Below are 25,343 nucleotides of genomic sequence, written 5' to 3'. Positions count from 1 at the left end.
AGCACGATGTCCCCTGACCTGTGGAGTTTTTCCCTCGACCTCTATGCCAAGCCTGGCGTAGAGCCCGCCTGCCTGGCGTCGCAGGACGCCGGCGCCAATGTCTGCCTGCTGCTTTGCGGCCTGTGGCTGGCGCAACGCGGCGTGGCTTGCACTGAGCAAAGGCTGCGGCAGCTTCGACAATTGGCCGAGCCATGGGATACCGAGGTGGTGCGGCCACTGCGCACACTTCGCAGCCAATGGAAAACCGGCGCCCTCCGGGACACGACGCTCAATGACCTGCGCGAACAGGTCAAGCAGCTGGAGTTGGCCGCCGAACGGCAATTGCTCGAACGATTGGAAGCGCTGGCCAAGGATTGGCCTGGGACACGACAGAACGATTCAGCGCAATGGCTGCAAGGGCTGGCGGCGAATGCCGGACCAGCGAGCCGCGACGCGCTGCATCAGCTGCGCGTCGCGGTGTCCGGCACTTAGGAAGCGCTGGTTGGGTTGCTGCTGGTGCTCGGCGCAACGGCGGCGGATGGGCTGGGCGCCGCGGCCGGAGTGCTGACGGTTGCAGCAGGTGCCGCGGTCGGAGCCGGCGTCGCTGGTTTGGCTGCTGGTGCAGTCGAGGGTTTTGCAGCGGCTGGCTTTTTCACGGCAGGTTTCGCCGCTGGTTTGGCGGCGGGTTTGGCAGCGGTCGGCTTCGCGGCAGCTGGTTTGGCAGCAGGTTTCACAGCAGCCGGTTTGGCAGCGGGTTTAGCCGCCACTTTGGCGGGTGCCTTGGCAGCGACTGGCTTGGCAGCCGCTTTAGCAGCAGGCTTGGCCGCAGCCGTTTTGGTCGCCGCAGGCTTGGTAGCTGGCTTGGCTGCGGCAGGTTTGGCTGTGGATTTTACAGCCGCCTTGGCAGCAGGTTTCGCAGCAGCGGTTTTGGTCGCGGCAGGTTTTGCGGCGGCGGTTTTAGCCACAGGTTTGGCAACAGCTTTTGCCGCAGGTTTTGCAGCAGCTTTTACAGCGGGTTTGGCGACAGCAGGTTTAGCGGCCACCGTTTTTGCGGCTGGCTTGGCGGCTGCTTTGACGACTGGTTTTTTAGCCGCAGGTTTTGCAGCGCTGGCAGCGACGGGTTTGGTGGCAGGCTTGCTGGCAGCTTTGGCCGGTGCCTTGGCGGCAGGCTTGGCAGCGACTTTAGCCGGTGCTTTTGCCGCAACGGGTTTAGCCGCCGGCTTCTTGGCCGATACAGAGGCAGGCTTGGCAGCACGAAGTGTCAGCGCCTTGCCTGCGGCTTCTTGCACACGACCGACACCCTGGGCCAGTTTCAGGCTTTCCTGGGCATCGCGTTTGAGTTGCAGAATGTAGGCGCGGGTTTCGGACTGACGATCCTTCAAGGCATCGAGCAGGTCTTCGAGTTCTTTCACGACATCTTTGGCCTTGGCTTGTGCCTTGGCCTTGCCAGCGGTGGCTGCGTCTTGCAGTTTGGTGCGCGACTTGTGCAGTTTTTCCTGCGCTTTGCCGCGTTGTTTTTCCAGCTTGGCGAGCAGTTTCTCAGCATCAGCCAGGGCTTGGGAGCAGGCATTTTCCAAATGTTCGAGCAAGCTGCCCGAGAGTTGTTGGAGCAAGTGCAACGGAGTGTTTACAGGCTTCTTGGTGGCCGACATGGTTTACCTCCTGACTGACGTAAGTGCGGCTCATACTAGACCTCTGCTACAACCGCCGCTAGGGCATGTTGACACTACATAAGACGTTGCGTTGCAAGAGACGAAAAATCTTCTGCGTCAGCGTCCAGGCAATCCACCTTTATAGAGATCGGCACTGGCATAATTCCTCGATTCGAGGCCGGAGAGCACACATGTCGCGTCACCTGTTTTTATTCCTGTGGATGGTTTGCTCCACGGTCCAGGCCGTTGAAAAAACCAGCGCAAACGATGCTCACGATTTGGCTTACAGCCTGGGCGCCAGCCTCGGTGAACGTCTGCGCCAGGACGTGCCGGACCTGCAGATCAAAGCTTTGGTCGAAGGCTTGCAACAGGCCTACCTGGGCAAGCCGCTGGCCCTGGAAGATGAACGCATCGAGCAGATCCTGGCCGAGCACCAGGCGCAATTGAATGGGCAGTCGACCACGCCGCAGATCGAAGCGGCGCTGAGAACGGAGCAGAAATTTCTCAACGAAGAAAAGAATCGACCCGGCGTCCAGCAACTCGCCGACGGCATCCTGCTGACCGAAATCAAGCCAGGCCACGGCGCGAAGGCCGGCCCTCACGGCAAGGTCCAGGTGCTGTATACCGGTCGATTGCCGGACGGCACCGTATTCGACTCCAACCGCCAGGCGCAATGGTTCAACCTCGACAGCGTGATTGACGGCTGGCGCAGTGCATTGCCGCAAATGCCGGTAGGTGCGAAATGGCGATTGGTGATCCCCTCAACCCTGGCCTATGGCGCCGAAGGGGCAGGAGATGTGATCCCGCCGTTCACGCCATTGGTGTTTGAAATCGAGTTACTGGGCGCGACGACCTGAACCTGGCCCAACAAAAAAACGGTGCGCAATGCGCACCGTTTTTTCATGACTGCAAAACCCTCAGGCCTGGACCGAGGCCTCTTCCTTGTGAGCGTTGTGCAGCACTTCGATCAGGCAGTCTTCCAGCTCGAAACGTTCATGCAGCAAACCGCCCAGCTCCTTGAATTTTTCCGCTACGCACTTGCCTTCATCGCACAGGTCGTTGAACGCCAGCAGCTTTTCGGTAATGACATCGATGCGTGGGTAGATCTGCTCGGCGAGCTCCAGGCCACGCTTGTCGTTGAAGGCCTTGGCCTCGCCCGTCAGTTGTTCGTAGATCTCGAAATGGCCAGCAGACACATAATCGACCAGTACGCCGCAGAACTCCTGCAAGGGTTTGCGGCTTTCGCTCAGCGCTTCAGGCTTATCGCCGAGGGCATCATAGGCCCGGACCAGTTCGTGGCGCTCCTGCAACCAGCGATCGATCAGCAGATGCACCCCACCCCAGCGTTCCTGCGCATTCTGACAACTTTCGAGCATGGTGATTTCTTCCCTTGTGAGTCATGCCCCTCGCAGCCTGTGCACGCCTGATGACCAGGGACAAGCCAGACACAACATGATCGAGCGGCACAATTCCAATAACACGTGCGGGCCAGATTATGCCCGCACGACAATGGCTTCAAGGTACGCAGGAGATAAAGTTCATACAAGTGTTTAATCCAGGGCCCGGACCAACTGCGACGTATCGCCGCGAAGCGGTCGTACCAGAGCACTCCAGACAAGGCGCAGCAGCAGATAGGTCATCGCGCTGGATACCGCGAGGAAAAACAACAGGCTCCATTCGGGGATGCTCAGGTCGAACAACGTCCAGGTGATATTGGCGCAATCGACGGCGCCATCGAGGACGCGGTGCAACGCGCACCACCAGGAATCCGCTTGCTTGAGCTGGGCAATACAGTCGGGCAACGGTTCGAACGAACGGCTCTGTATCAGAACCTGGCGCCATGCCAAGGTCATTCCCCCCGCCACAAAAACCAACCCTGCCATCCCATACAGGAGACTGCCTCGCTGCCCTGGACCGTGCACGCATGCCACGAGGTTGTTCGCCAGGAACAGCATCAGGCACAACCGCTGCAAGACACACAGGCTGCAAGGCGTCAGGCCGACCGAATATTCCAGATAAGTGGCGATGCCCAAAGCCAGGGCCGCGGCGATGGAAGCCATGAGAAACAAAAAGCGTGAGCTGGCCAAAGACATGGCGGTTCCGTAACAGAAGAGACAAGTAGTTACGGTAGAGGAAAGCCCTCGGGCCTTTCAAGGCAGGCCCGCGCAGACACTTCACCAGGGGTGTAGGGAATTCCCGACAGGTCGAAGAGGATTCAGCGCACCCAGCTGTAGGACTTTGCTGAAGGCATGACCAAAGCCCCGGAAACAAACAGATATCACCTGTGGAGCAAGGCTTGCCCGCGATGAAGACAACACGGTCTTTCAGAAACCGAGACGCCGGTTTCGCGAGCAGGCTTTGCTTCCAGCCATGGAGGCACCGCAATGCCTCATCTTAAGTGGACATGACCTTAGCCGGGACCGGAGCCGGCAACGGCGCGGCCAACAGACGCTCATCCAACAGCCCCAGCCCCTCCTGGAACAACTGATTACTGCGCTCGGCGTCCCCCAGCTGCGCCAGCAACCGCGCCAGTTCGGCACAGGCTTCGGGATTGCGTTGGACGCGCAAGCTGCTTTCCAGATAATCCCGCGCCTTGCCCCACAAACTGTTCTGCAGGCATAGGCGCCCCAGGGTCAGCAGCAGGCTTGGATCGGCCGGATGATCCTTGAGCCAGCCTTCGGCCGCTTGCAACTGACGGCTCGGATCACTGCCACGAACCAACCCGTACAGGCGCGCCAGATGGCTGTCATAGTGACGCTTGAGCGCACCTCGCAGCACCTCCTCGGCTTCGACCTGCGCGCCCAACTGGCGCAGTTGCTCGGCATAGGCCAGCACCAGCGCCGGCTCCTGGCGCTGGGCGGAACTCAGTTGTTGCCAGGCGCGATTGAGCGACTGCAAACCGACTCTGCCGTCCTCCTCGCGGTGGGCTGCCAGGGTGAGATTTTCGCCCCAGGCGCGACGCTCCAGTTCAGCCAATTCGGCCGGCGGCAGGACCTTGTCCTTGCGCAACTCCGGCAACAGCCGGATCACCGCCGACCAGTCGCCACGCTGCTGATGCAGGCGTTGCAGTTGGCGCAGGGCCTGGACGTTATGAGGATGGCGCTCATGCATGGCCTGCAGTGTGCTCAATGCGCCGTCCGTGTCACCGCGATCGGTCTGCAGTTGCGCGTGCGTCAGGGCAATGGCCAGTTCCGCCTGGGGCTGACGCTCCAGGGCGCGCTCCAGCAAACTGTCGCTCTGTTCATAAAGACCTTGTTCGTTGGCCGCACGGGCGGCACCGAGGTAATACAGCAGCGGCTGGCGCTCGGCTTCGGCGGCGCGGTGCAAGTGTCGCTGGGCACTGGCCCAGCGCCCTTCGGCCAGGTCCAACTGGCCGTGCTCGATCGCCACTTGCACCCGACGGCTGCGGTTGCGTCGTGACCAGGGGTTGACCACGCCGCTGGACGTGGTCACCAACCCGATCAGCGCCCGCAGGCCTCGCCACACCAGCCAGAGCACCGCCACCAGGGCCAGGGTGACCCACAGGCCTGCTTCATAACGGAAGTTCTTATACGCCACCAGCACGTAACCCGAATGCTCGGCAATCGCCACGCCCAGCAAAGCAGCGGCAGCGATGACCACGAACAGAATCACGTAGAGACGCTTCATGGCGTGGCCTCCTGCGCGCCAGGCGCGGGCAACGGCTTGACCGACTCCTGGGCATTGAGGTTGCGGCGCTCAAGGTAAGCCTGGACGCTGCTCAGCGTACTCGTCAGGTCCGGAGTGACCACCGTCACCGGTTGCTTGGACAGCTCACCTACGCGCTCAAGCATGATTTTGCTTTGCGGGTTGTCCTGGTTGAAGTTGTTCTTCAACACGTCCCGTGCCTCGGTCAGCGCCTGGGTGTATACCGGCGCCTGACCATTGAGGGCGGCCCATTGCGCCTGCTCCAGCGCCAGGCTCAAGGCCAGTCGCACTTGCACAAGGCTTTGCCCGGCCAGCAGCGGACGAACATTCTCATCCGCATTGAAGTCGATACGGATATAGCGCGAGATCTGGTCCCACCATTGCGCCCAACGACTGGCACCGTCGCCATCGGCGGTCAGGCCCAGCAGGGACTCACCGCGGTCCTTGTACTCAGGGGCCAGCTCGGTCAGTTGCAGCACCTGGTCACGCAAGGCACCCAATTGCAGGAACAACCCAGTGCGATCCGGCTGTTCGGTACTGCGCAACGCCGCAAGGGTCTTGGCCAGTTGCTCGCGAGCGGCGAATGAACCGGGGTCGTTCTGCTCGCGCAGGATTTCGTCAGCACCCTGGACCAGCGCCTGGGCACTGTTGATGTCTTGCAGGGCAGAAAGACGCAGGCTGGCCAGGCGCAACAGGTGCTCGGCCTCGGCCAGGCGCCAATCCTTGCGGCTGGCACCGAGCACGGTTTCCAGGCGCTGGTTCAAGCGCTGCTGGTCACCTTGCAACTGGGCCACCAGGCGCCGCCGCTCCTCCAGCTCTTCGGCCGGGGGCAATTGCGCCAGACGCTCGCTCAGGCGTTGCTCGTTGAGCTTGAGGGTCTGGGCCTGATCGTTCAGCGCCTGGACCTCGGAGGATTGCTGCTGGTTATTGGCCTGCAGGTGACGTACCTGCCATACGCTCCAACCACCCACGGCCACGCCGGCGGCCCCAAGCAGCAAGGCAACAATGGCCAGCCCGTTGCCGCGCCGCGGCGCCATCGGGGGCGGGGTTTCAACCGGCGCATCGATCGCTGGCTGGTCTAGATCTTCTTTTGGCAAGGCTGTTTCGCTCACGTATCCATCCTTTGCATTAGAAAACGGCACGGAGTGTTCCCGCAGCGCCGCCAGCAAAGCCGCGGCATTGGCGCCACGGCAATCCACAACTGTTCGGGCCCCGGCGGCACGCGCCATCTCGGCAACCCTTGGGCTTGGAACAAACAACGGTAACCGCGCCAGGGCCGGCCACGCATCGCCGGCCAGCCGCTGCAAATGCTCGAAGCCCTGCCCACTGCTGACCACCAGTGCGTTCAAGCGTTCCGCTTCGACCTTCGCCGACAACGCCCCTTTGCCGTAATTGGGCAAGTGGCGGCGGTACAATTCCAGATAATCGACACTAGCACCTTGCTCGCGCAAACGCTCTGCCAGCAAGCCACGTCCGCCTTCGCCCCGCACGATCAAAACCTTGGGCTCAGGCCGCGCAATAGCCTGGCGCAAGACCAGGTGCTCCAGCAAGGCTTCGCTGTCGTCGCCGTTATCGGGATAAAAAACCGTGAGGCCGGCATCGATGAGGATCTGTCCGGTGGCCGCCCCCACACTGAACCAGGGTTGGTCTGGAGGCTGGGGCCAATACTGGCGCAGCAGCTCGACGCACAGGCGCGCGGCAGGTTTGCTGACCACGATCACGGCACAGTATTGGTCCAGCGCCTGAAGTATTGCCCGCCCGGCATCGGACAGCGGGACCGGCTCGATATCCAGCAACGGCAGGCTGCTGCTGTAGACCCCCGCTTCGGCCAGGACAGCCGCCAGCGCCGACGACTCATCCGCCGGCCGGGTGAGCAGCAGCCGCCAGCCCGTCACGTGTGGCCTGCCTCGCCGTAGACCGCCTTGAGAATGTCGCCGGCGCCCTGGCCCAGCAGGTCTTGCGCCACCCGCACACCCAACGCCTCGGCATCGTGGCGCGGCGCCCGGGCTTCGGCGCTGAGCAGCCGGCCACCGTTGGGATCTCCCACCAGGCCGCGCAACCAGACTTGTTCGCCTTCGAGCACGGCGTAACAGGCGATCGGCACCTGGCAACCGCCATTGAGATGTTTGTTGAGGGCGCGTTCGGCGAACACTCGCGTGGCGGTGTCCTCATGGTGCAACGGCGCCAGCAGGGCGAGGATGTCGCTGTCGGCGCTGCGGCACTCGATACCCACCGCTCCTTGTCCTCCGGCCGGCAGACTGTCGTCGACGCTGATGGCCGAGGTGATGCGTTCTTCAAAGCCCAGGCGGATCAGGCCGGCGGCGGCGAGGATGATCGCGTCGTACTCACCGGCATCGAGCTTGGCCAGGCGCGTGTTGACGTTACCGCGCAGGAAACGGATTTGCAGGTCCGGACGGCGAGTCAGCAACTGTGCCTGGCGACGCAGGCTGGAAGTGCCGACCACGCTGCCGGCAGGCAGTGCTTCAAGGCTGGAAAACGTGTTGGAGACAAACGCATCGCGTGGGTCTTCCCGCTCGCAGATGCAAAACAGGCCCAGGCCTTCAGGGAAGTCCATGGGCACGTCTTTCATTGAATGCACGGCGATGTCGGCTTCGTTATCCAGCAACGCGGTTTCCAGCTCTTTGACGAACAGGCCCTTGCCACCGATCTTCGACAGCGGCGAATCCAGCAGCTTGTCACCGCGACTGACCATGGGCACCAGGGTCACGATCAGGCCGGGATGGGCCGTTTCCAGGCGGGCTTTGACGTATTCGGCCTGCCACAGGGCCAAGGCGCTTTTACGGGTGGCGATGCGGATCTCGCGAGGGGACATGAATCAATCCGTACTTAAAAGATACGGCAGATAATAACAGCTCAGCCAAAACCGCTTTGATTTGAATCACGACCCCAAGGCCTCCCTGGCCGCCAAATCCTGGAAATGAAACGTGTTGAACGCCTTTGGACCGCCGCGCTAAAGCTGCTGCATCATCTTGCGCACGCCGGCCACGTGCCGCCGGCTGACAATCAGCGCATCACCATTGAGGCCCTTGAGGAACAGTTGGAAGTGCCCAAGGGGGGTGCGTTGCAAACGCTCGATACGCTCGCGGGCCACGAGGGCGTTGCGGTGGATGCGTACGAAACGCTCGCCGAACTCGTCTTCGAGGGCCTTGAGTGGCTCATCCAGCAACACCTCGCCACTCTCATGGCGCAAGGTCACGTATTTATGGTCGGCAATGAAATAGACGACCTGGTTCAACGGGATCAGCTCGATGCCTTTGCGGGTGCGCGCACTGATATGGCTGCGCGGGCCGCTGCCGCTTTCGGCGGCCGGACGGGTCAGTGCCGCCAGTTGCACGCGGTTGGGCCGCTCGGCCTTGCGCAAGGCTTCGAGCAACGCCTCGGACGCCACCGGCTTGACCAGGTACCCCACGGCACCGGCCTGCAACACCTCGGGCGGAAAATCGTCCCGGGTGGTACAGAACACCACGGCGGGCGGCGACTCTCGTTCGCACAACTTCGCCGCGACCTGAAGGCCGTCCAGGCCAGGCATGCGAATGTCGAGCAGCACGATATCCGGCTTGTGGCTGTCAATAAGGGCCAATGCCTCTTCGCCATTGGTGGCGCTCGGCTCCAGGACACTGTAACCCTCGAGCTCGCCAACCATTCGGCTCAGGCGCTCACGGGCCAGTGGTTCGTCATCAACGATCAGGACATTCATATTGCGCTGGATTCCTGCGTGAGTCTCGCACAAGGATAGCGTAGACAGGGGAAGTGACATCCGTCACCGCGATCCACGCTAAGACTCGTTCGAGGGCCAAAAAGTGCCGCGAGGCGGTTGCCTATCTTTACCAGCGCTGGACGACCGATGCCCGAGGCCCGTTGTCGCACGGTGTCGCCGTAGGGATTGTTAACTGTCGATCTGACCAATATGAGCCCCCTTCTTATCTATCGCCCGCTGCGCCATGGATGGAAAAAGCAAAAGTCCTACAGTCCACTGTAGACGGTTGCCACGACGATATTGCTCAATCGAAAAATATCGTTGTGCCAAACCCCTGTTGGATCCCGGGGTTCTATCGAAAAACCTGCCGACCAGTGCCAGCGCCAGTCCCGGCAACCCTGCTATCATCCGCCGCAGCCTTTAACCGCTAATTTCTCCACAGCCGATCACGAGCGAATTCATGAGCACTGACAAGACCAATCAGTCCTGGGGCGGCCGCTTCAGTGAACCCGTCGACGCCTTCGTCGCCCGCTTCACCGCCTCCGTCAACTTTGACCAGCGCCTGTATCGCCACGACATCATGGGTTCGATCGCCCACGCCACCATGCTGGCCAAGGTCGGCGTGCTGACCGATGCCGAGCGCGACAGCATCATCGACGGCCTGAAAACCATCCAGGCGGAAATCGAGGCCGGCCAGTTCGACTGGCGCGTCGACCTTGAAGACGTGCACATGAACATCGAAGCGCGCCTGACCGACCGCATCGGCGTGACGGGCAAGAAACTGCACACCGGCCGCAGCCGCAACGACCAGGTCGCCACCGACATCCGCCTGTGGCTGCGCGATGAGATCGACCTGATCCTGGCCGAAATCACCCGCCTGCAAAAAGGCTTGCTGGAGCAGGCCGAGCGCGAGGCCGAAAGTATCATGCCGGGCTTCACGCACCTGCAAACCGCCCAACCTGTAACGTTTGGGCATCACATGCTGGCCTGGTTCGAAATGCTCAGCCGCGACTACGAGCGCCTGGTGGACTGCCGCAAGCGCACCAACCGCATGCCCCTGGGCAGCGCCGCGCTGGCCGGCACCACGTACCCGATCGATCGTGAATACACCGCGCAGTTGCTGGGCTTCGACGCCGTCGGCGGCAACTCGCTGGATAACGTCTCGGACCGCGACTTCGCCATCGAATTCTGTGCCGCCGCGAGCATCGCGATGATGCACCTGTCGCGCTTCTCCGAAGAGCTGGTGCTGTGGACCAGTGCGCAATTCCAGTTCATTGACCTGCCGGACCGTTTCTGCACCGGCAGCTCGATCATGCCGCAAAAGAAAAACCCCGACGTGCCGGAGCTGGTGCGCGGCAAGAGTGGCCGGGTGTTCGGTGCGCTGATGGGCCTGCTGACCCTGATGAAAGGCCAGCCGCTGGCCTACAACAAGGACAACCAGGAAGACAAGGAACCGCTGTTCGACGCCGCCGACACCTTGCGCGACTCGCTGCGCGCCTTCGCCGACATGATCCCGGCCATCAAGCCCAAGCACGCGGTGATGCGCGAAGCGGCGCTGCGCGGCTTCTCCACCGCCACGGACCTGGCCGATTACCTGGTGCGCCGTGGCCTGCCGTTCCGCGACTGCCACGAAATCGTCGGCCATGCCGTGAAGTACGGCGTGGACAGTGGCAAGGACCTTGCGGAAATGAGCCTGGACGAGTTGCGCAAGTTCAGTGACCAGATCGAGCAGGACGTGTTCGCCGTGCTGACCCTGGAAGGTTCGGTCAATGCCCGTGACCACATCGGTGGCACCGCGCCGGCGCAGGTCAAGGCAGCGGTAGTGCGTGGCCAGGCGCTGCTCGCCAGCCGCTAAAAGCTTCGCGAGCAAGCCCGCTCCCACAGTAGATCCTCAGTGAACACAAATTTTGTGAACATGGAGATCAAATGTGGGAGCGAGCCTGCTCGCGATAACTCACTTCAAAACAGCACAAAACTCACTTCTTGGCAGCGATCTTCGCCAAAAAATCCGGCATCGCCGCCTCTCTGTCCGCAGCGATCCGCTGCACGTTCGGGTTCCGCTCCAAACGCTCCATCAGCGCCTTGGCCGCCGGCATGTCCGCCAGCAAATCGATATCGAAGACCTTCCTGCCCACTTGCAGGGCCAGCGAAAGACTGTAGAAGAAATACAGATCGGCAAGGCTCAGGCTGTCACCCGCCACGTAGGGCGCGAATTTGCCATGGCGGCCGAGCGAGGCGAACCCCAGCAGCAATTCGGCCTTGGACTTTTCCTTGATGGCATCGGCGACCGACATGCCGAAAAACGCCTCGGCATAGCAGGCTCGCCCCGGCAGCTCGATGTACAGCTCGATTTCCCGGCACAAGGCCAACACCTGGGCGCGCTCGAACGGGTCGGCCGGCAGCAGGGCCTTACCCGGTTGGGTTTGCTCGATGTATTCGAGGATGACGCTGGTCTCGTTGATAAAACCCTGCTCGGTCTTCAGCACCGGCACCTTGCCGCGAGGGCTGATAGCCAGGGCTTCAGGGGTCTGGCTACCGTAGAACTGCACTTCTTCGAAGGGCAAGCCCTTCTCCAACAGTGCCAGCTTGACCATGTTGTAATAGTTACTGACAGAGAAACCATAAAGCTTGAGCATTACAAAGCCTCCAGGCCGTGCGGGGTTGGCAGCCTTGCGTTATAGACCGCCCAGGTATTTCTCGCCAGGCACATCACGGCGCTGAATGCAGGTAAACTGGCGACCTTCCCCACAGGAGCCTGCCATGAGCGAGCCAACCGACATCGACAGCGACGAAGAAGAGTTCGTCGAGGACAAGCTGACCGAGGCCATCGAAAACCAGATCGAAAGTGAAAACCCGCCAGCGGCCAAGGCCACTTTCAATAAGTTGACCCTGGTGGGTTATGAGCGCGAAGACATCCTCAACCTGATGGCTCATGTGCTGGCGGTGGAGATCGATGCGATGCTGGAAGAAGATCGCCCATTCGATACCGAATGGTACGAAGCCGCATTGCGCGCCCTTCCCGAGTTGCCGCCGGAAAAGAACTGAACGACAGGCAAACACACCCTGTGGCGAGGGGATTTATCCCCGCTGGGGCGCGAAGCGGCCCTAAAAAATTGGCCTCATTACGATTTTGGGCCTGCTGCGCAGTCCAGCGGGGATAAATCCCCTCGCCACGGGTGTATTTGCCTGACAGAACACTGCCCCCCTCACCCAAAACAGAAAAAGCATGCCTCTGAGACTGGACAGCTCGGCCGAGTGCGCTCACCTTAGTAACGCTGTCGACCAAATTCCTAGAAAGTCTGGAGTCCTTATGTCGCTTACCCCTGAGTTGGTTGCCGAACTGGAAATCCTTGCACTCTTCAACCTGGACAGTTCCCAGGAAGGCCTGAAAATTCATCAGACCGCTGCCCCTAAAGCGATCGCCGCTGCCCAACGCCTGTTCGAGAAAGAACTGATCACCCAGCCCGATGGTGGCTACCTGACAAGCCTGGGGCGAGATGCCGCCCAAAATGTACAAACCGTCCTGACGATACTCAGCGTACAAGAAGCCGCCTGATCGATCCCCCTGCCGCCCACGGAAATCTCCTTTACCGGGATTTCCGCAGGCGCTCGGGTGCCTCCTGTAAAAAAACTGGCACCCGAATCCTGTTTTCAGCTTAAGTATTCCCAAGACCGGGCGCTAACCTGCCATCACCCCACGTTCGACGCCGCGAGCCGGTTTGAGCAGACATGACCCGCAATCACGAAATACGCCCCGATCTGGACGAGGGAATCGACCGCAAGGTCTTGAGCCAGTTGCGCGCACGTTTCCTCAAGCTCAACACCGTGCGGATGGAGCGCGCCCTCGAAGGCCTGTCGCCGCGCCAGCAAGGCGTGTTGACGTTGCTGCCGCTGTTTTTTCACGTCAACCACCCGCTGCTACCCGGCTACGTTTCCGGCAGTACGCCTGCCGGGCTGTCGAACTACGAGCCTGACGCCAATGTCCTTGCCGAAGCCCAGCGACTGACCCGCTCGTTTTCCTACAAGCCCCGGCACGGCAGCAATCCACCGCGACCGATCCTTGGCCTGTTCCTGATGGGCAGCCTCGGCACCCTGGCCCAGGCCGACCAGAGCGACATGGACGTGTGGGTGTGCCACGGGCCGGACCTGAGCGACGATGAACTGGCCGAGCTACGCAAGAAATGTCAGTTGCTGGAGATCTGGGCCGCGACCCAGGGCGCCGAAGCCCACTTTTTCCTGATCGACCCGGCGCGTTTCGTGCGGGGCGAGCGGGACAACCAGCTCAGTTCTGACGATTGCGGCACCACCCAGCATTACCTGCTGCTGGACGAGTTCTACCGCACCGCGATCTGGCTGGCCGGGCGTACGCCGATCTGGTGGCTGGTGCCGGTCTACGAAGAAGAGAATTACGAGCAGTACACCCATACGCTGATGTCCAAGCGATTCATTCGCGCGGATGAAACATTGGACTTGGGGCACCTGGCCTACATTCCGCCGGGAGAATTCGTCGGTGCCGGGCTCTGGCAACTCTTCAAAGGTATCGAGTCGCCCTACAAGTCCGTGCTCAAGCTGCTGCTGACCGAGGTCTATGCCAGCGAACACCCGAACGTGCGCTGCCTGAGCCTGCGCTTCAAGCAAGCCGTGTTTGCCAACCGCCTGGACCTGGAAGAACTGGACCCGTACATGCTGGTTTACCGCCGCATCGAGGAATATCTCAATGCCCGTGGCGAACCCGAGCGCCTGGAGTTGATCCGCCGCGCGCTGTACCTGAAGGTCAATCGCAAGCTAACCGGCCAGGCGCGTAGCAGCGGCTGGCAGCGGGTACTGCTCGAACGACTGGCCCGGGAATGGGGCTGGGACCAACGACAACTGGCGTTGCTGGACAGTCGCAGCCAATGGAAAGTCCGTCAGGTCAGCCACGAGCGACGGGCACTGGTCAACGAACTCACCCACAGCTACCGCTTCCTGACCCAGTTCGCCCGCACCGAGAAAACCGTCAGCCTGATCAACAAGCGCGATCTCAATGTGCTTGGCCGGCGGTTGTATGCGGCCTTCGAGCGCAAGGCCGACAAGGTCGAGTTCATCAACCCCGGCATTGCACCGGACTTGGCCGAAGACACCCTGACACTGGTGCAGTCGCCGAACAAGAAAGAACCGGGGCAGAACCAGTGGGGTTTGTACAACGGCAGCCTCAACGCCCTGGAGTGGGAGAACTTCGCGCCGATCAAGCGCTGCCGCGAGTTGCTGGAACTGCTGACCTGGTGCCATCGCAACGGCGTGATCGACAGCAGCACACGCCTGGCGCTGCACCCCGGCGACAGCGACCTGAGCGAGTTCGAACTATTCAACCTGCTGGGCAGCCTGCAACAGACCATCGCCCTGCCCCTGACCACGGTGGATGAAGCGCAACTGCTGCGCGCCAGCGTGCCCAGCGAAGTGCTGATCCTGGTGAACGTCGGCGTCGACCCGCTCAAGCACCACCGCGACCTGAATATCCTGATGACCACCGAGCGCACCGACTCCCTGAGCTATGCCGGGGTCCGGGAGAACCTGGTGCTGACCCTCGACCAAGTCACGCTCAACAGTTGGAATGAGGTGCTGGTCAACCGTTTCGACGGCGAACACGCCCTGCTCGACTGCCTGCGCGATTACCTCAACGACTTGCCCGCTACCCAGCGCCAACCACGCTTGCAGGTGCGCTGCTTCTGCCACAACCGCGCCCAATTCATTGCGCGGCGTGTCGAAGAAGTCATCGAAACGGCGCAGACCCTGCTGTTGAGCAGGCTCAATTACCGCTACCTGCTTCAGGTCCAGCAGCACTATCACGTGTTGGAGCTGGTGCCCGGCCAGGTCAATCACGTGGCACTGGGCAGCTTGTCGGCGCTGATGGATTACCTGGGCGAGGAACTGACGGCCTACAGCCCCTTGCAGCTGGACCCGATGGCCCTGGAAGACCATGACCTGGCGCTGATCCTGCCCATGGGGCAGCCCGAGTGCATCCAGGTGTTCTACCGCGTCAGCGAGGACGAAGCCGATCTGTACGTGCTCGATGAATTCAACGCGCTGTGGCAACAACACGTGCCTTATCACGACGAACAAAGCTTGCTGGTGCCGTTGCAGCGCTTCTTGCAATCAGTGCTGTACCGTCGCGACGCCCTGCTGCCGCTGGATGCCGCCCAACCGCTGACCCTGGAAACCCTGTATTACCAGTTACTGCCCTCAGGCAGCGGTCGGGCGCGACGGATCGAAGCGCGGCAAGCGCCACAGACACCGGTCAACAAGCCGTTCTATGACGTGCAGGCGATCATCGGCAAAGCGGCGCATGGACAGGTGCATGTCACCCTGTACTGCGATCAGCAGGAGTTTTCCGAACTGGAGCATGGCGACCAACTGTTCCGCGTGGTCGCCAGGGAGATCGTTGAACAGCGCCGCGAAGCCCAGCGCTATCGCTGCTACATCACCGACCTGGACCTCTCGGGCCTGGTGGGCGACGGATCCTGTTCAAGCAATCTGTACCTGCGCTACAAGGCCGACCTGGAACACGCGCTGAACGAGGCGCTGGCCTTGGTCTGAAGCACCGGCACTCAGAGGTGGAAATCACCGCCGGCTTCAGGCTGGTACTCGACCTCCAGCAACGTCAGCTTCAGCGTCTTGCCACCCGGAGCCGGCCAGTCGATGTGCTGGCCGACCTTCAGGCCCAGCAATGCACTGCCCACCGGCGCCAGGATCGAGATCCGGCCTTCGTCGGCATTGGCGTCCTGTGGATAAACCAAGGTCAGGTGATAATCCTTGCCGTTGCTTTCTTCGCGGCAGTGCACACGCGAGTTCATGGTCACGACATCGGCAGGCACTTCTTCGTGGCCCACCACGTTCTCGGCGCGATCCAGCTCAGCTTGCAACGCAATCACGCCCGGCAGCGTTTCATCAAGACTGTCGATCAGGCGTTCCAGACGCTGTACGTCCAGGCGGGTAAGGGTGATGGAAGGTGCGGTCATGATCCAGGCAGACTCCTTTCTTCTGCACAAAAAAAGCAAAACCCCGCCACAAAAAGACGGGGTTTTCACGGGCCTCGATGGGTTGAGGCGTAGCCGGACACTATCACAGCTCAATAAATAAACAAGTCGGGCAGGATTTGCCCATTGTCATGAGGGGGCAGAGTTACTGTGGCGAGGGGAGTGTGGGAGCAAAGCTTGCTCGCGAAACAGGCGCCTCGATTTCTGAAAGACCGCGCCGCCTCCATCGCGGGCAAGCCTTGCTCCCACACAGCGGGGCGATGCGACACTTCCCGTCCCTCGCCACAGTGATTACACCAAATACTTGCGCTTGAGCGCCTCGGCACAGATCACCCGCCGCCGCTCGTCGTCGGCCGAGCGCCATTCGCGGATATGTTCCACGTGGCGCGAACAACCGAGGCAGACCTTCTGTTCATCCAGCTTGCACACGCCGGTACACGGCGAAGGTACCGCGGGGCTGACATTGCTGTAGAGCGGCTTGGCTGGGCGCGCCTGGGCTGTCTGGCTCACGCAGTCACAGGCCTTCGAACTCGAGTTTCACGCCAGCCTGCTGCTTGACGATGCGCTCGAGCATTTCGCCCAACTGCTCTTCGCTCTTGTCGCACATCCAACGTTCGCTTTCTTCGTCGTAGTCGAAGTGAAAGCCACCGGAAACCGCCGCCAGCCACAACTGCCGCAACGGCTCCTGGCGACTGAAAATCAACTGGCTGCCGTTTTCGAACTTGACGGTGAGTACACCGGCGGAGATTTCCAGGTCAATGTCCAGGTCACTGTCATCGAACACATCCTCCAGCGTTTGCTGGGTCGCATCGACCAGATCGTGGAAACGGGCTTCAGTCAAACTCATTGCGGCAACCTCGAAAATGTCTGCTCATGCTCAAGCGCCGCAAGATACGGACGCCGCCCGGCGATTGCAAAGGATATACCGATCAGCGACCACAGTGCCGCCGGACGGGCGGCCCGTTGCATAGGCAAGCTGCCGGGTGGCCGGTATACTCCGGCGCAATTAAAGCATTTTCAAGGATTTCGCCATGAAGCGCCTGATCTCTTCCCTTGCTGCGCTCGTCGCGGTTGCCTGCCTCGTGACAGCCTGTGGTCAAAAAGGTCCGCTGTACCTGCCTGACGACAGCAAGTCTCCTGAAGAGCAGGCCAAGTCGTCGCAAGCCAAATCCCACGCGCACGACACCCACACCACTTACTAAGGGAACGCCATGGACGCTTTTAACTACCGTGGCGGGGAACTGTTCGCGGAAGGGGTCGCCCTGTCCGCGATCGCCGAACGTTTCGGCACGCCGACCTACGTCTATTCCCGTGCCCACATCGAAGCCCAGTACCGGACGTTCGCCGATGCCCTCGAGGGCATGCCGCACCTGGTGTGTTTCGCCGTCAAGGCCAACTCCAACCTGGGCGTGCTCAATGTCCTGGCGCGCCTGGGCGCCGGTTTCGACATCGTCTCCGGTGGCGAGCTCGAGCGTGTGCTGGCCGCTGGCGGTAGTGCCGACAAGATCGTGTTCTCCGGCGTCGGCAAGACCCGCGAAGACATGCGCCGCGCCCTGGAAGTCGGCGTGCACTGCTTCAACATCGAATCCACCGATGAGCTCGAGCGCCTGCAAATCGTCGCCGCCGAGCTGGGCGTCCGCGCACCGGTCTCCCTGCGCGTGAACCCGGATGTCGATGCTGGCACCCACCCGTACATTTCCACCGGTCTCAAGGAAAACAAGTTCGGCATCGCCATCGCCGACGCCGAGGACGTGTACGTGCGCGCCGCTCAACTGCCGAACCTGGAAGTACTGGGCGTCGATTGCCACATCGGTTCGCAACTGACCACCCTGGAGCCGTTCATCGATGCCCTCGACCGCCTGCTGGCGCTGGTCGACCGCCTCGGCGATTGCGGCATCTACCTGCGTCACATCGACCTCGGTGGCGGTGTCGGTGTGCGCTATCGCGATGAAGAGCCGCCACTGGTGGCCGACTACATCAAGGCCGTGCGCGAGCGTCTGGAAGGCCGTGACCTGGCACTGATGTTCGAACCGGGCCGCTACATCGTCGCCAATGCCGGCGTGCTGCTGACCCAGGTCGAATACCTCAAGCACACCGAGCACAAGGATTTCGCCATCGTCGATGCGGCGATGAACGACCTGATCCGGCCGGCGTTGTACCAGGCCTGGATGGACGTCACCGCCGTGCGCCCTCGCAACACCGCGACCCGCAGCTATGACATCGTCGGGCCGATCTGCGAGACCGGCGACTTCCTGGCCAAGGGCCGGGAGCTGGCGCTGGAAGAAGGCGATCTGCTGGCCGTGCATTCGGCCGGTGCCTACGGGTTTGTCATGAGTTCCAACTACAACACCCGCGGCCGCTGCGCCGAGGTGCTGGTGGACGGTGATCAGGCATTCGAAGTGCGTCGCCGCGAGACGGTAGCCGAGTTGTTTGCCGGCGAAAGCCTGCTGCCGGAGTGAAACCATGCTGCTGCGTTTTACCAAGATGCACGGCCTGGGCAATGACTTCATGGTCCTCGACCTGGTCAGCCAGCACGCGCACATCCTGCCCAAGCATGCCAAGCAATGGGGTGACCGGCACACCGGCATCGGTTTCGACCAGTTGCTGATCGTCGAGGCGCCCAACAACCCGGACGTGGATTTCCGTTATCGGATCTTCAATGCCGACGGCTCGGAAGTGGAGCAATGCGGCAACGGCGCGCGCTGCTTCGCCCGCTTCGTGCTGGACAAGCGCCTGACCGCCAAGCGACATATCCGCGTCGAGACCAAGAGCGGCATCATCGAGCTGGATGTACGCAGCGACGGCCAGATCGGCGTCAACATGGGCGCCCCGCGCCTGGTGCCAGCAGATATCCCCTTCCAGGCACCGGCGCAAGCGTTGAGCTATCAGGTGGACGTCGACGGCACCCTGGTGGAACTGGCGGCGATCTCCATGGGCAACCCCCACGCCGTGCTGCGAGTGACCGACATCAACAGTGCCCCGGTGCATGAGCTGGGGCCGAAAATCGAGCATCATCCGCGCTTCCCCGCACGGGTGAACGTCGGTTTTCTGCAAGTCATCGACCGCCATCGCGCACAATTGCGCGTCTGGGAACGCGGCGCCGGGGAAACCCAGGCCTGCGGTACCGGCGCCTGTGCCGCCGCAGTCGCTGCGATCAGCCAGGGGTGGATGGATTCGCCATTGTTGATCGACCTGCCCGGCGGGCGCCTGTCCATCGAATGGGCGGGCCCTGGCCAACCGGTGATGATGACCGGCCCGGCAGTGCGCGTATACGAAGGACAAGTTCGTCTTTGAGTGAGCCAAACCCATGACCGACCAGCCACAGGTTCCAGCCCCACAGCCCGACGAATTCCCCAGCCTTCCAGAAGCCGCGGCCGTGGCTGCTTACCTGGAAGCTCATCCGGACTTCTTCGTCGAGCATGAAGAACTGCTTGCGACGATGCGCATCCCCCACCGGCGCGGCGATACCGTGTCGCTGGTGGAGCACCAGATGAAAATCCTGCGCGAGCGCAACATCGAAATGCGCCATCGTCTTTCGCACCTGATGGACGTGGCCCGGGACAACGACCGGCTTTTCGACAAGACCCGCCGGCTGATCCTGGCCCTGATGGACGCCACCACCCTCGAAGACCTGGTCATGAGTGTCGAAGACAGCCTGCGCCAGGATTTCCAGGTGCCCTTCGTCAGCCTGATCCTGTTCGGCGACAACGCCATGCCGGTGGGCCGCTGGGTGACCCACGCCGAAGCGCAGACAGCCATCGGCGGCCTGCTCACGGAAAACAAAAGCGTCAGCGGCAGCCTGCGCGAACATGAGCTGGACTTCCTGTTCGGCGAAGAACAACGCAAGCAGATCGGCTCCACCGCCGTCGTCGCCATCGCCCACCAGGGCGTACACGGCGTGCTGGCCATCGCCAGCCGCGATCCGCAGCACTACAAGAGCTCGGTGGGCACGCTGTTTCTGAGCTACATCGCCGAAGTCACCGGCCGGGTGCTGCCAAGGGTCGCCGGTTCGCTGCGCTCGGTACGCTGAGATGGAACGGCAACTGGACGCCTACTGCGAACACCTGCGCAGTGAGCGCCAGGTGTCGCCCCACACGCTGTCAGCCTATCGCCGCGACCTGGAAAAAGTCCTGGGCTGGTGCCAGAAGCAGAACATCGGCAGTTGGTCGGCCCTGGATATCCAGCGCTTGCGCAGCCTGATCGCCCGACTGCATCAACAGGGGCAATCCTCCCGCAGCCTGGCGCGACTGTTGTCAGCGGTGCGCGGCTTGTACCACTACCTCAATCGCGAAGGCCTCTGCGATCACGATCCAGCCACCGGCCTGGCACCGCCCAAGGGCGAACGCCGCTTGCCGAAAACCCTCGATACCGATCGCGCCCTGCAACTCCTTGAAGGTGCCGTCGAGGATGACTTCCTGGCTCGACGAGACCAGGCGATTCTCGAGCTGTTCTATTCTTCCGGCCTGCGGCTTTCGGAGCTGACGGGGCTTAACCTGGATCAACTGGACCTGGCCGATGGCATGGTCCAGGTGCTCGGCAAGGGCAGCAAGACCCGCCTGCTGCCCGTCGGCCGCAAGGCCCGTGAAGCCCTGGAGCAGTGGCTACCGCTGCGGGCGCTGACCAACCCCGCCGACGACGCAGTGTTTGTCAGTCAACAAGGGCGACGCCTCGGTCCGCGGGCGATCCAGGTACGAGTCAAGGCGGCTGGCGAACGCGAACTGGGACAGAACCTGCACCCGCACATGCTCAGGCACTCCTTCGCCAGCCATCTGCTGGAGTCGTCCCAGGACCTGCGCGCCGTCCAGGAGCTGCTCGGCCACTCGGACATCAAGACCACACAGATCTACACCCACCTGGACTTCCAGCACCTGGCGACGGTCTATGACAGTGCCCACCCCAGGGCCAAACGCATCAAGGGCGACGAATCATGACCATCGAGCTCATCACTTTCGACCTGGACGACACTCTGTGGGACACCGCCCCGGTGATCGCCAGCGCCGAAGCCGTACTCCGCCAATGGCTGACCGACAACGCACCGAACCTGGGCGGCGTACCGGTGGAGCATCTTTTTTCGATTCGCGAGCAAGTGTTGCGCGAAGAGCCCGGCCTGAAGCATCGCATCAGTGCATTGCGCCGGCGGGTGCTGTTCCGCGCGCTGCAAGAGGCCGGCTACGACCAGTGGCAAGCATCCGAGCTGGCGGACGAGGCATTCGAGACGTTCCTGCATGCCCGTCATCAACTGGAGGTTTTCCCCGAGGTACAGCCTACCCTGGAGATCCTGGCCAACCATTTCGCCCTTGGCGTGGTCACCAATGGCAACGCTGACGTGCGGCGCCTGGGGTTGGCGGATTATTTCAAATTCGCCTTGTGCGCCGAAGACATCGGCATTGCCAAGCCTGACGCCCGGCTGTTCCACGAAGCCCTGCAACGCGGCGGCGCCACGGCGCAGACCGCCGTGCATATTGGCGACCACCCAGGCGATGACATCGCCGGCGCCCAACAGGCCGGCCTGCGCGCAGTGTGGTTCAACCCGACGGGCAAGGCCTGGGAGGCCGACCATGTGCCGGATGCGGAAATCCGCAGCCTGACCGAACTGCCGGGGTTGCTGGCGGGTTGGCATAGCCAGCCCTGAACCCAGTGGGAGCGGTGTACTGCGGCGCTGTTCCAGGTACAAATTCTGTGGGAGCGGGCTTGCTCGCGAAGACGGGGTATCAGTCACTCATCTGTTGAGCGTTAAACCGCTTTCGCGAGCAAGCCAGCTCCCACAAGGAATGTGCCTGGCCGGGGAGCTGCGCCCATGAAAAAGCCCGCAGCGACGGCGGGCTTTTTCAGCAAGCAGGAAGCAGAAGCTCAGATAGGGCGGCTGCCGTACTTGTTGTCAGGCTTCTTGGGCGGATCAGCGACCACGTTGGCCTCCACTTCCTGCACCTTTCCGCCCCTGGCCAGGAATTCCTCCATGGCCTTGGCGAGCGCATCACGCTCCTTGTTCTTGGCCTCTACGCTCGGCAACTCGTCGATCGACACCGCAGCCTTGGCCTTGCCTTTGGCGGTAGGTACCGGAACATCGGCCCCATCATCGTCGGCTACGTCTTCAGCCGCCGCTTCAAGGCCTTCTTCGGTCTCGTCTTCGTCGCCTACTTCGAGGTCGTCGTTTTCCAGATCATCGTCGCTCATGTTCTACCTCATGACTTGCGAAAAGCAGATTAGTTATAGCCCAGCTTCGCCATCTGTTCGAAGGCTGCCAGAAAAAATTCAACATCCGCCGGCAATCAGCGGTTATGCCTCTTCACCGTACAAGGTGGCGAGGACTTTACGAGCACCGCCGTGATCACGGTGCTCGCCCAGATAAACACCTTGCCAGGTACCCAATGCCAACCGTCCTGCCGTGACCGGCAGGCTTAGCTGGCAACCGAGCACGCTGGCCTTGAAGTGCGCCGGGAGGTCGTCCAGGCCTTCGTCGTTGTGCTCATAGTCGGCGGTTCCTTGTGGGATCAGCCGATTGAAAAATCGTTCGAAGTCTCGACGTACCGCCGGATCGGCGTTCTCGTTGATGGTCAACGAAGCCGAGGTATGCTGCAGCCACAGATGCAACAGACCGACACGACACGCCTGGAGTTCAGGCAGGCCGGCAAGCAATTCGTCCGTCACCAGATGAAAGCCCCGGGGCCTTGCCCGCAGGGTTATCAGCGTCTGTTGCCACATACAGATCTCCGCACGTTCGGCGCGCATTCTAGCGCGCTCTGGGAAAAAACAAAGGGCCTAATATTCTTGCCTCGGTGTAAGCCTTTGGCGGTACAAAACCCCATGTCGCATCCACAACAAAAGGAGTCGGAAAACCGCTGCACCCTGTGAGCAATGACAAACTCCAGACAAAAAAATGCCCGGCGAACCGGGCATTTTTTATTACGTGTGCTTACAAGTTGTAGCCACGTTCGTTGTGTTGGGCCAGGTCCAGGCCCACGGCTTCTTCTTCCTCGGAGACACGCAGACCCATGACGGCGTCCAGCACCTTGAGGATGATGAAGGTGACGATCGCGGTGTAGACCACGGTGAAAGCCACGCCCTTGAATTGAACCCACACTTGCGCACCGATATCGGTCACGGTGCCGAAGCCACCCAGTGCCGGTGCCGCGAACACACCAGTCAGGATCGCGCCGAGGATACCGCCAATGCCATGCACGCCGAAGGCGTCCAGGGAGTCGTCGTAGCCGAGTTTGCGCTTGAGGGTGGTGGCGCAGAAGAAGCACACCACGCCTGCCGCCAGGCCAATGACCAGGGCGCCCATCGGGCCCACGGTGCCGGCAGCCGGGGTGATTGCAACCAGGCCCGCCACCACGCCCGAGGCAATGCCCAGTGCGCTTGGCTTGCCGTGGGTGATCCACTCGGCAAACATCCAGCCCAGCGCCGCCGCAGCGGTAGCGATCTGGGTCACCAGCATCGCCATGCCGGCGGTGCCGTTGGCAGCGACGGCGGAACCGGCGTTGAAGCCGAACCAGCCGACCCACAGCATGGCCGCGCCCATCAGGGTATAACCCAGGTTATGCGGCGCCATCGGCGTGGTCGGGAAACCTTTGCGCTTGCCCAGTACCAGGCACGCCACCAGACCTGCGATACCGGCGTTGATGTGCACCACGGTGCCACCAGCGAAGTCCAGCACGCCCCAGTCCCACAACAGGCCGCCGTTACCGGACCAGACCATGTGGGCGATCGGTGCATACACCAGGGTGAACCATACGCCCATGAAAACCAGCATGGCGGAGAACTTCATCCGCTCGGCAAACGCACCGACGATCAGCGCTGGAGTGATGATGGCGAAGGTCATCTGGAAGGTGATGAACACCGCTTCAGGGAACAGCGCCGCCGGGCCGGTCAGGCTGGACGGGGTGACGCCGGCCAGGAACGCTTTGCCCAGGCCGCCGACAAAGGAGTTGAAGTTGACGACGCCCTGCTCCATACCCGTGGTGTCGAACGCAATGCTGTAGCCATAAATGACCCACAGGACGCTGATCAGACCGGTAATGGCGAAGCACTGCATCATCACGGAAAGAAGGTTTTTCGACCGAACCATGCCACCGTAGAACAGTGCCAGGCCGGGAATGGTCATGAACAGTACAAGAATCGTGGCCGTGAGCATCCAAGCGGTGTCGCCGGAGTTCAGGACTGGGGCTGCCGCTTCTTCTGCCATGGCCAGGCCTGGCATTGCGAAGGACAACAGGGCTCCTAGCCCTGCGAGTTTACGCAGAGTCATATTGTTTTCTCCTGGGGCGTTGGGTTTGGCGGCTTAGATGGCGTCGGTATCGGTTTCGCCGGTACGGATGCGGATAGCCTGTTCCAGATTGACCACAAAGATCTTCCCGTCACCGATCTTGCCGGTGTTGGCGGCCTTGGTGATTGCCTCGATCACCCGGTCAAGATCCTTGTCGTCAATGGCGACATCGATCTTCACCTTGGGCAGGAAATCGACCACGTATTCCGCGCCGCGATACAGCTCGGTGTGACCTTTCTGCCGACCGAAGCCTTTGACCTCAGTAACGGTAATGCCCTGCACGCCGATCTCGGACAACGACTCGCGCACGTCGTCCAACTTGAACGGCTTGATGATGGCAGTGACTAGCTTCATGAAACTTTCTCCCGAATTGGTGGACTTGCCCCAGGAAAACAAACCCGACTCAAGTCTAAGCGCAGTGCCTGGCTTTGTAACGCATCGTCGGCCCAAGTTGCCCGACAGGTGCCAGTTAACCGATCCTGACGAAACTCCCCGTTCCGCCTGCTGCACTGCATTCGTCACAGCGACTGCATCAGTGCATGGGTCATCAGCCTCTAAGCAGAAACCTTGCCATCTGTACCCAAACCCCCTGATTTCAGTCTCTTACCCACCGTGCCCGCTTGCTCCGCACCACGAACCGCAGCGATACGCACAACAACAGTGCGACGATGCCCGGCCTCGTGCGCGAAAAGCGTGCATCCTTGCTTGCAAATTGACTATAGACACTGCGTGGTACACTGCCCGCCATTGTTTCCAGGACACCTGCACATGCTTGCCCCCAAAGACCTCCTCGACGCCCTGAGCGGCCATGCCTCCCGTATCTTGAGTGGTGATACGCCGCTGCCCAAGAGCGAAATCGAAAGCCAGTTCAAGGCCCTGCTGCAAAGCGGATTCAGCAAACTGGACCTGGTAAGCCGAGAAGAATTCGACAGCCAGATGGTCGTGCTGGCCCGGACCCGGGCGCGGCTCGAAAGCCTGGAGGCCAAGGTCGCGGAGTTGGAAGCGCGACTGGCCCAGCCCCAGGAATAAGCCTCGACTTGGCAGCCTGA

General features: G+C 61.5%; 28 protein-coding genes and 2 pseudogenes. 13 read left to right on the top strand and 17 right to left on the bottom strand.

Annotation, left to right across the window (positions count from 1 at the left end; genetic code table 11):
- Window positions 1-6 precede the first annotated feature (6 nt).
- Window positions 7-471 (top strand): TIGR02444 family protein, encoded by a 465-nt coding sequence (locus AC30D9_RS08565; protein WP_307572673.1) that lies wholly within the window; start codon window positions 7-9, stop codon window positions 469-471.
- Here AC30D9_RS08565 and AC30D9_RS08560 read toward each other — a convergent pair.
- The gene (locus AC30D9_RS08560) at window positions 468-1,631 is read right to left on the bottom strand and encodes an AlgP family protein (RefSeq protein WP_490143880.1); all 1,164 of its coding nucleotides are present in this window, start codon (window positions 1,629-1,631) and stop codon (window positions 468-470) included. The two genes, AC30D9_RS08565 and AC30D9_RS08560, sit on opposite strands and share 4 nt — an antisense overlap.
- 191 nt (window positions 1,632-1,822) lie before the next feature.
- Between AC30D9_RS08560 and AC30D9_RS08555 the strand changes: the two genes are divergently transcribed.
- A complete protein-coding gene (locus AC30D9_RS08555; protein WP_134926343.1) occupies window positions 1,823-2,488 on the top strand; it encodes an FKBP-type peptidyl-prolyl cis-trans isomerase in 666 nt (221 codons plus the stop codon).
- Between the two features lie 60 nt (window positions 2,489-2,548).
- Here AC30D9_RS08555 and rsd read toward each other — a convergent pair whose 3' ends face one another.
- From rsd to AC30D9_RS08515, 8 genes and pseudogenes are all read right to left on the bottom strand, one after another.
- The gene (gene rsd, locus AC30D9_RS08550) at window positions 2,549-3,007 is read right to left on the bottom strand and encodes a sigma D regulator (protein WP_134926344.1); all 459 of its coding nucleotides are present in this window, start codon (window positions 3,005-3,007) and stop codon (window positions 2,549-2,551) included.
- A 174-nt stretch (window positions 3,008-3,181) separates the two neighbouring features.
- The gene (locus AC30D9_RS08545) at window positions 3,182-3,724 is read right to left on the bottom strand and encodes a disulfide bond formation protein B (RefSeq protein WP_307572681.1); all 543 of its coding nucleotides are present in this window, start codon (window positions 3,722-3,724) and stop codon (window positions 3,182-3,184) included.
- A 301-nt stretch (window positions 3,725-4,025) separates the two neighbouring features.
- A complete protein-coding gene (locus AC30D9_RS08540) occupies window positions 4,026-5,279 on the bottom strand; it encodes a heme biosynthesis protein HemY (RefSeq protein WP_490143879.1) in 1,254 nt (417 codons plus the stop codon).
- The gene (locus AC30D9_RS08535) at window positions 5,276-6,409 is read right to left on the bottom strand and encodes a uroporphyrinogen-III C-methyltransferase (RefSeq protein ID WP_245150960.1); all 1,134 of its coding nucleotides are present in this window, start codon (window positions 6,407-6,409) and stop codon (window positions 5,276-5,278) included. Before AC30D9_RS08535 ends, AC30D9_RS08540 begins: the two co-directional genes overlap by 4 nt.
- Before the next feature lie 36 nt (window positions 6,410-6,445).
- Window positions 6,446-7,192 (bottom strand): annotated as a pseudogene (locus AC30D9_RS08530) (uroporphyrinogen-III synthase); the annotation flags it as partial.
- Window positions 7,189-8,130: a hydroxymethylbilane synthase gene (gene hemC / locus AC30D9_RS08525; RefSeq protein ID WP_490143878.1), complete on the bottom strand. Its 942-nt coding sequence runs from the start codon at window positions 8,128-8,130 to the stop codon at window positions 7,189-7,191. The gene hemC and the pseudogene AC30D9_RS08530, both read right to left, overlap by 4 nt.
- 138 nt (window positions 8,131-8,268) lie before the next feature.
- Window positions 8,269-9,015: a LytR/AlgR family response regulator transcription factor gene (locus tag AC30D9_RS08520; RefSeq protein ID WP_109752637.1), complete on the bottom strand. Its 747-nt coding sequence runs from the start codon at window positions 9,013-9,015 to the stop codon at window positions 8,269-8,271.
- Window positions 9,012-9,152, bottom strand: a pseudogene (locus AC30D9_RS08515) (sensor histidine kinase); the annotation flags it as partial. The gene AC30D9_RS08520 and the pseudogene AC30D9_RS08515, both read right to left, overlap by 4 nt.
- Before the next feature lie 323 nt (window positions 9,153-9,475).
- Between AC30D9_RS08515 and argH the strand changes: the two are divergent.
- Entirely contained in the window at window positions 9,476-10,870 is a 1,395-nt protein-coding gene (gene argH / locus AC30D9_RS08510) for an argininosuccinate lyase (RefSeq protein ID WP_109752639.1), read from the top strand.
- Between the two features lie 121 nt (window positions 10,871-10,991).
- Here the strand turns inward: argH and AC30D9_RS08505 are convergent, their stop codons facing one another.
- A complete protein-coding gene (locus AC30D9_RS08505; RefSeq protein WP_307572690.1) occupies window positions 10,992-11,651 on the bottom strand; it encodes a glutathione S-transferase family protein in 660 nt (219 codons plus the stop codon).
- A gap of 124 nt (window positions 11,652-11,775) precedes the next feature.
- On the opposite strand from AC30D9_RS08505, the gene AC30D9_RS08500 reads away from it, so the two are divergent.
- The 3 genes from AC30D9_RS08500 to AC30D9_RS08490 all read left to right on the top strand — a co-directional run bounded on the left by AC30D9_RS08500 (window position 11,776) and on the right by AC30D9_RS08490 (window position 15,588).
- Window positions 11,776-12,060 carry a hypothetical protein gene (locus AC30D9_RS08500; protein WP_490143877.1) on the top strand — a complete coding sequence of 95 codons (285 nt, stop codon included), beginning with the start codon at window positions 11,776-11,778 and terminating at the stop codon, window positions 12,058-12,060.
- A 265-nt stretch (window positions 12,061-12,325) separates the two neighbouring features.
- On the top strand, window positions 12,326-12,571 hold the full coding sequence (locus AC30D9_RS08495) for a TIGR02647 family protein (protein ID WP_003206789.1): 246 nt from the start codon (window positions 12,326-12,328) through the stop codon (window positions 12,569-12,571).
- Between the two features lie 173 nt (window positions 12,572-12,744).
- A complete protein-coding gene (locus AC30D9_RS08490) occupies window positions 12,745-15,588 on the top strand; it encodes a class I adenylate cyclase (protein ID WP_134926359.1) in 2,844 nt (947 codons plus the stop codon).
- A gap of 11 nt (window positions 15,589-15,599) precedes the next feature.
- Here AC30D9_RS08490 and rnk read toward each other — a convergent pair whose 3' ends face one another.
- From rnk to cyaY, 3 genes are all read right to left on the bottom strand, one after another.
- Window positions 15,600-16,010: a nucleoside diphosphate kinase regulator gene (rnk, locus tag AC30D9_RS08485; RefSeq protein WP_109752647.1), complete on the bottom strand. Its 411-nt coding sequence runs from the start codon at window positions 16,008-16,010 to the stop codon at window positions 15,600-15,602.
- Window positions 16,011-16,319: 309 nt separating this feature from the next.
- Complete coding sequence (locus AC30D9_RS08480; protein ID WP_490143876.1) at window positions 16,320-16,538, bottom strand: DUF1289 domain-containing protein; 219 nt, start codon at window positions 16,536-16,538, stop codon at window positions 16,320-16,322.
- Window positions 16,539-16,542: 4 nt separating this feature from the next.
- Window positions 16,543-16,875: an iron donor protein CyaY gene (gene cyaY, locus AC30D9_RS08475; RefSeq protein WP_134926363.1), complete on the bottom strand. Its 333-nt coding sequence runs from the start codon at window positions 16,873-16,875 to the stop codon at window positions 16,543-16,545.
- A 184-nt stretch (window positions 16,876-17,059) separates the two neighbouring features.
- Here cyaY and lptM point away from each other — a divergent pair, with 184 nt between their 5' ends.
- From lptM to AC30D9_RS08445, 6 genes are read left to right on the top strand one after another with little or no spacing between them, the layout of a single operon-like run.
- Window positions 17,060-17,230 carry an LPS translocon maturation chaperone LptM gene (gene lptM / locus AC30D9_RS08470; protein WP_109752655.1) on the top strand — a complete coding sequence of 57 codons (171 nt, stop codon included), beginning with the start codon at window positions 17,060-17,062 and terminating at the stop codon, window positions 17,228-17,230.
- Between the two features lie 9 nt (window positions 17,231-17,239).
- The gene (gene lysA / locus AC30D9_RS08465; RefSeq protein ID WP_307572702.1) at window positions 17,240-18,487 is read left to right on the top strand and encodes a diaminopimelate decarboxylase; all 1,248 of its coding nucleotides are present in this window, start codon (window positions 17,240-17,242) and stop codon (window positions 18,485-18,487) included.
- A gap of 4 nt (window positions 18,488-18,491) precedes the next feature.
- Window positions 18,492-19,322, top strand: a complete 831-nt coding sequence (dapF, locus tag AC30D9_RS08460; RefSeq protein WP_490143875.1) for a diaminopimelate epimerase — start codon at window positions 18,492-18,494, stop codon at window positions 19,320-19,322.
- A 13-nt stretch (window positions 19,323-19,335) separates the two neighbouring features.
- On the top strand, window positions 19,336-20,058 hold the full coding sequence (locus tag AC30D9_RS08455; protein ID WP_134926368.1) for a DUF484 family protein: 723 nt from the start codon (window positions 19,336-19,338) through the stop codon (window positions 20,056-20,058).
- A gap of 1 nt (window position 20,059) precedes the next feature.
- Window positions 20,060-20,959, top strand: a complete 900-nt coding sequence (xerC, locus tag AC30D9_RS08450; protein ID WP_307572707.1) for a tyrosine recombinase XerC — start codon at window positions 20,060-20,062, stop codon at window positions 20,957-20,959.
- Window positions 20,956-21,660, top strand: coding sequence for an HAD family hydrolase (locus tag AC30D9_RS08445; RefSeq protein ID WP_134926372.1), 705 nt, complete (start codon window positions 20,956-20,958; stop codon window positions 21,658-21,660). Before xerC ends, AC30D9_RS08445 begins: the two co-directional genes overlap by 4 nt.
- 218 nt (window positions 21,661-21,878) lie before the next feature.
- Here AC30D9_RS08445 and sutA read toward each other — a convergent pair whose 3' ends face one another.
- From sutA to glnK, 4 genes are all read right to left on the bottom strand, one after another.
- Entirely contained in the window at window positions 21,879-22,202 is a 324-nt protein-coding gene (gene sutA, locus AC30D9_RS08440) for a dormancy-specific transcriptional regulator SutA (protein ID WP_134926374.1), read from the bottom strand.
- Window positions 22,203-22,304: 102 nt separating this feature from the next.
- The gene (locus AC30D9_RS08435; RefSeq protein ID WP_490143874.1) at window positions 22,305-22,730 is read right to left on the bottom strand and encodes a secondary thiamine-phosphate synthase enzyme YjbQ; all 426 of its coding nucleotides are present in this window, start codon (window positions 22,728-22,730) and stop codon (window positions 22,305-22,307) included.
- 211 nt (window positions 22,731-22,941) lie between these two features.
- Window positions 22,942-24,276 (bottom strand): ammonium transporter, encoded by a 1,335-nt coding sequence (locus AC30D9_RS08430; protein ID WP_134926376.1) that lies wholly within the window; start codon window positions 24,274-24,276, stop codon window positions 22,942-22,944.
- 33 nt (window positions 24,277-24,309) lie between these two features.
- Complete coding sequence (gene glnK, locus AC30D9_RS08425; RefSeq protein ID WP_002555808.1) at window positions 24,310-24,648, bottom strand: P-II family nitrogen regulator; 339 nt, start codon at window positions 24,646-24,648, stop codon at window positions 24,310-24,312.
- A 414-nt stretch (window positions 24,649-25,062) separates the two neighbouring features.
- Here glnK and AC30D9_RS08420 point away from each other — a divergent pair, with 414 nt between their 5' ends.
- Entirely contained in the window at window positions 25,063-25,323 is a 261-nt protein-coding gene (locus tag AC30D9_RS08420) for an accessory factor UbiK family protein (RefSeq protein WP_134926377.1), read from the top strand.
- Window positions 25,324-25,343: the final 20 nt, after the last annotated feature.

The organism is Pseudomonas sp. DF11, from assembly GCF_058148565.1.
The sequence above is the reverse complement of the archived record's forward strand: the minus strand, read 5'-3'. Positions and strand labels throughout refer to the sequence as shown.